The 4,225-nt window shown below is 48.8% G+C and carries 5 protein-coding genes; 3 read left to right on the forward strand and 2 right to left on the reverse strand.

Annotation, left to right across the window (positions count from 1 at the left end; all coding sequences use genetic code 11):
- On the reverse strand, nt 1-972 hold a 972-nt coding region (locus tag SHEWPOL2_RS21500; protein ID WP_037431569.1), incomplete at its 3' end, for a DNA-binding protein.
- A 204-nt stretch (nt 973-1,176) separates the two neighbouring features.
- On the opposite strand from SHEWPOL2_RS21500, the gene SHEWPOL2_RS21505 reads away from it, so the two are divergent.
- From SHEWPOL2_RS21505 to SHEWPOL2_RS21515, 3 genes are all read left to right on the forward strand, one after another.
- Nucleotides 1,177-2,190, forward strand: a complete 1,014-nt coding sequence (locus SHEWPOL2_RS21505; RefSeq protein ID WP_037431571.1) for a tyrosine-type recombinase/integrase — start codon at nt 1,177-1,179, stop codon at nt 2,188-2,190.
- A gap of 26 nt (nt 2,191-2,216) precedes the next feature.
- Entirely contained in the window at nt 2,217-2,972 is a 756-nt protein-coding gene (locus SHEWPOL2_RS22320) for an AraC family transcriptional regulator (RefSeq protein ID WP_050991421.1), read from the forward strand.
- Nucleotides 2,973-3,046: 74 nt separating this feature from the next.
- Nucleotides 3,047-3,907: a sterol desaturase family protein gene (locus tag SHEWPOL2_RS21515; RefSeq protein ID WP_037431573.1), complete on the forward strand. Its 861-nt coding sequence runs from the start codon at nt 3,047-3,049 to the stop codon at nt 3,905-3,907.
- Between the two features lie 66 nt (nt 3,908-3,973).
- Here the strand turns inward: SHEWPOL2_RS21515 and SHEWPOL2_RS21520 are convergent.
- Nucleotides 3,974-4,225, reverse strand: a 252-nt coding sequence (locus SHEWPOL2_RS21520) for a signal peptidase II (RefSeq protein WP_037431578.1), incomplete at its 5' end; no start/stop codon positions are given.

A 4,225-nucleotide genomic window follows, 5' to 3' on the forward strand; every position in this document is an offset into this window, starting at 1 on the left:
CAGAAATGCCACTTTATCCTGGGCGGTTTTCAGTTCTGCTTTGGTGGTCTCCAATGCGTGGGATAACACGGCCACTTGCTTTTCGATATCAGCTTTCTGAGTGGTGAGCACGGCCATGCTTTCCGCCAATTGATCATTTTTATACTGGTATTCCCGGCAGCTTGTCACGGCTTCTTCATACTCGTGTTTTAGGTTCTGGATATCTTCTATCTTTCCCTTCAGGTCGCTATTTAGCGCCGCATTGGCCTGTTTTAATTCATCGGCATGTCGTTGTAACTGCGCATTGGAGTTATACAGCTCTGACGCTCTCGACTCAGCCTGGGCGAGCCGGTGTTGCAGATCCGAGATCTGATCCTTCAGCCCCTGGTTAACTGAATGGAACTGTTCGCGCTCCTGCTGGCGGTCTTCGGCAGTACGCTGCTGGTAATGTTCGAAATGATCGCGAATATCCCGGTTTTCTTGCCTGAGTTCACTGATACTCTCCTTCAAGTCGTTGGCTCGCGTAAGCGCTTCGTCCCGCTGAGACTCGGCCTTTGCCAGGCTGACACGCGCGTCTTCCAGGGACTTGTCTTGTAGGCTTTTTTCCTCGGTAATTCGTGCTATCTGGTTCTCAAGGTCCCGTTGTCGGGCAGTAATTTGCGCGATGGTGTTGTTGGCATAGGTCAACTCTTTGCGGAGTTCTTCCTTTAAAGTTTCGAATTCCTGGCGAGCTTGTTCGATACGGTGGTCGGCCATCTGCTGTACCCGCTCATGCAGGGACTTTACCACTTCGATCAAGTCGTTCGGCAGTCCACTGATATCGGCTGCCTCCCCATTGTCCGACCGCCAACGCTTGAGCAATGGCGCGATGGTGCTTTTGCTGCCGGTGCCCAGGTGTTCGCGCACCCTATCCACCGTGGGTTCCTGGCCATGTGTTTTAATGACTTCAGCGGTTTTAGCGATATCGTGATAAGTGACTCCGGCACGGGCCATGGTGATTCCTCTCGGATTATTTAGTAACATATTACATAACACGTAATATACCATTATATTAGTGTTTTTCAAGATTCCTTGAATCCCAGATATTAACCTACGATAATCTAACTTATCGTAGGTTAATGGATCTTGACGTAAATTTTCGACTTGTAACGCCGGTACATAGCCGCCTTTTGAGCGACATCGAAGGAAATCCTATTCATGAACAACAAACCGCCAAAACCGGCTAGCAACTTGCCATTACGTAATGAGGAATCGACCCTGATTGAACGTCAGGAAGCCGAATCATTGCGGCACTACCTCCAGGCAGCGACGTCCGACAACACGCGCAAAGCCTACCGCTCGGCCATTCGCCAATTTGAAAAATGGGGTGGTCGCCTGCCCTCGGATCGGGATACTGTCGTGCGTTACCTGCTGGCCAGAGCCGAATCGCTCAACCCCCGGACCCTGGATCTGCACCTGACCGCCATTAGCCAATGGCACCATTACCAAGGGCTCATCGATCCGGTAAGCGATCCGTTGGTCCGCAAAACCATGGAAGGCGTTCGTCGTACTCAAGGCCAACCCAAACGCAAAGCCAAGGCATTACGTTTGGAGCACATTGCCCAGATGGTGAATCACTTGCGGCAACTGCCTGACACCAAAAAGAAACAGCGGGATATCGCGCTGGTGTTGACCGGCTTTTTTGGCGCCTTTCGTCGTAGCGAATTGGTGGCCATTCAAATCGGTGATCTGGTGTGGGAACCAGAAGGACTTCTCATCCGGCTGTCTCGTTCCAAGACCGATCAACAAGCCATGGGCTTAGTGCGAGCATTACCTTTCGGTGCACCAGGCTGCTGTCCTGCTATGGCCATGAAGAACTGGATAGAATTGGCTGATATCAATGAAGGTCCGGTTTTTCGTCCCGTTAACCGTTGGGATAAGGTTCAACCCAAAGCACTGAATCCCGGTGGCATTAATCAATTACTCAAGACTCTGGGCAACGCCTGTCAGTTCGATTTCGTGCCGGACTTGAGCAGCCATAGCTTTCGGCGTGGCCTCTCTACATCGGCAGCGAGGGAAAAAATCGACTTTGAGTTTATTAAGAAACAAGGCGGCTGGAAGAGCGACGCTACCGTATGGGAGTACATCGAAGAAGGACAGCAATTCACCAATAATGCCTCATTTATCCTCCTAGAAAAGTTGCAAGCGCTTATAGACAGTCAACTACAATGAAAAGCTGCCTTTGTAGAGATAGGGTAATGATCACAACAAATACTTTAGTGAACCCATGGCGCGGCTCAGTAGCGATAACACCAGGTATCGGTGCGTTCCTCGGCGAGTCAGGAGACAATAAGCCCCATAAACATTGGGCGCATCAAATCGCGATCGGTTTAGATGCAAACGTTGAAGTCATTTCCAGCGAAACACGGCACAAAGAAAAGGGGTTATGGATACCGGCTGGAGTTACTCATCAATTGATAATGGCCGAGGTACTGTGTATTTATATCGATCCAACCCATGATATTTGCAAAGCCTTGCTGCCTCACATAAAAAATCCGTTGATGCAACCCATTGGGACACTCCGTGAGGAATTCAATACAGCGTGTTTATCTCGCTTTACTGCCACGGAAAACCTTTCATTCGAACTGGAGGCTTTCGAGCGTCACTACCGGCACGATCAAACATCTGATCCAAAGAGCAGATTGAGCCACATTTTAAAAGCATTACATGCCGAAGCCATGGATGGGCGATCAATCTCTAGAGCAGAGTTGGCAAAGAAAGTTCGTCTTTCCCCAAGTCGTTTTTCCCACTGGTTTTCCGAAAGCACCGGCTTACCTTTACGCAGCTATAAAAAGTGGTTAAAACTATTAACGGGGTTTGAGTTATCACGCCAAATGTCACTCACCGATGCGGCAATTGCATCGGGATTTTCCGATCAGGCCCATTTCTGCCGGTCTGTTACCGAGGCTTTTGGCGTTTCCCCGGCAGTTATTCAACGGCTTTTGTCAGAATAAACAGCACTTTCGTTCAATGTGGCTACGTGTAAACATGAGATGCTGAACACTCTCAATCAGCGAGGAGTGTTAAAATGATTCGTAGCATAACGTGGTTGGTTAGGCTCCTGTATTTGCCGTTGTTTTTGCTCGTCGGAAATGGCGTCGCTATCTATCTTGTTACCGAGGGTTTCAACCACGGTTGGCTGGTATTTTTGATCTTGGTATTTATAGGAATTTCCTTCGCCACCGAAAAACTGACACCCTATGATCGTGAGTTTAATGAACCGCAACAAGATCAGCGACGCGATCTTCTTCACGCCTTTATGAACGAGTCACTTAATGTTATTGGCGTTGCTGTACTCCCGTTATTTGGTGGCTTGCTGGTCTTGGCACCGATATGGCCTTCCGGGTGGCCGCTGGCTTTCCAGTTACTATTGGCGATCCTCATTTCTGATGTTGGCATCACCCTGGCGCATTTTGCCAGTCATCGCCTCTCTTCACTGTGGCGCCTTCATGCCGTTCATCACAGCGTAAAACGGCTATACGGTTTTAATGGTCTTATGAAACATCCATTGCATCAATTGATAGAAACCGTCGCAGGAACGACACCATTGCTCTTTGTAGGAGTGCCACAAAATGTCCTGATGTTGTTGGTGGTTGCAGTAGTGCTTCAATTACTATTGCAGCACTCGAACGTGGCGTATTTTACTGGACCGCTGAGGAGGGTTCTCGCAATCAACGCGGTGCATCGTTTCCACCACTTAAATACGGCAGAAGAAGGCGATGTGAACTTCGGGCTTTTTACCACCTTGACGGATCGCCTGTTGGGAACGGCTTATTTTGACTCTGAACGAACGATCGGTACTAAGGATCTTGGTATCGCTTCAACGCCGAATTATCCAGCTGACTATTGGCAACAGTTGATGCAGCCTTTTCAACGGGACAAGACATGAGGTTATTTAGTAATTGATAAATCCGAGAACACGCTCCACATGCCACAGCGGGAGCGTGTTCTCCACTTACCTCATTCCTTTGTTGTTTTCATGGTCGCTGTTATCGCCTTCATCATGAACTTGATGATTCCTACTACCTATGATACTCACAATAAAAATACATACCCCTATGAATATCGCTGTATCAGCCAGATTGAATGCTGGCCAATGAGAATAGCTCCAGTGAAAATCAAGAAAGTCCACTACCGATCCACGCCATACACGATCAACCAGGTTGCCCAATGCACCACCAAGCAGCATCGAATAGCTCGCCGCTTC

Origin of the sequence: Shewanella sp. POL2 (assembly GCF_000282755.1) — a bacterium.
Classification (GTDB): domain Bacteria; phylum Pseudomonadota; class Gammaproteobacteria; order Enterobacterales; family Shewanellaceae; genus Shewanella; species Shewanella xiamenensis.

Bases quoted from the DNA above. Each gene is read 5' to 3' on its own strand.
- SHEWPOL2_RS21505 (WP_037431571.1), top strand. From the start codon at position 1,177: ATGAACAACAAACCGCCAAAACCGGCTAGCAACTTGCCATTACGTAAT.
- SHEWPOL2_RS22320 (WP_050991421.1), top strand. From the start codon at position 2,217: ATGATCACAACAAATACTTTAGTGAACCCATGGCGCGGCTCAGTAGCG.
- SHEWPOL2_RS21515 (WP_037431573.1), top strand. From the start codon at position 3,047: ATGATTCGTAGCATAACGTGGTTGGTTAGGCTCCTGTATTTGCCGTTG.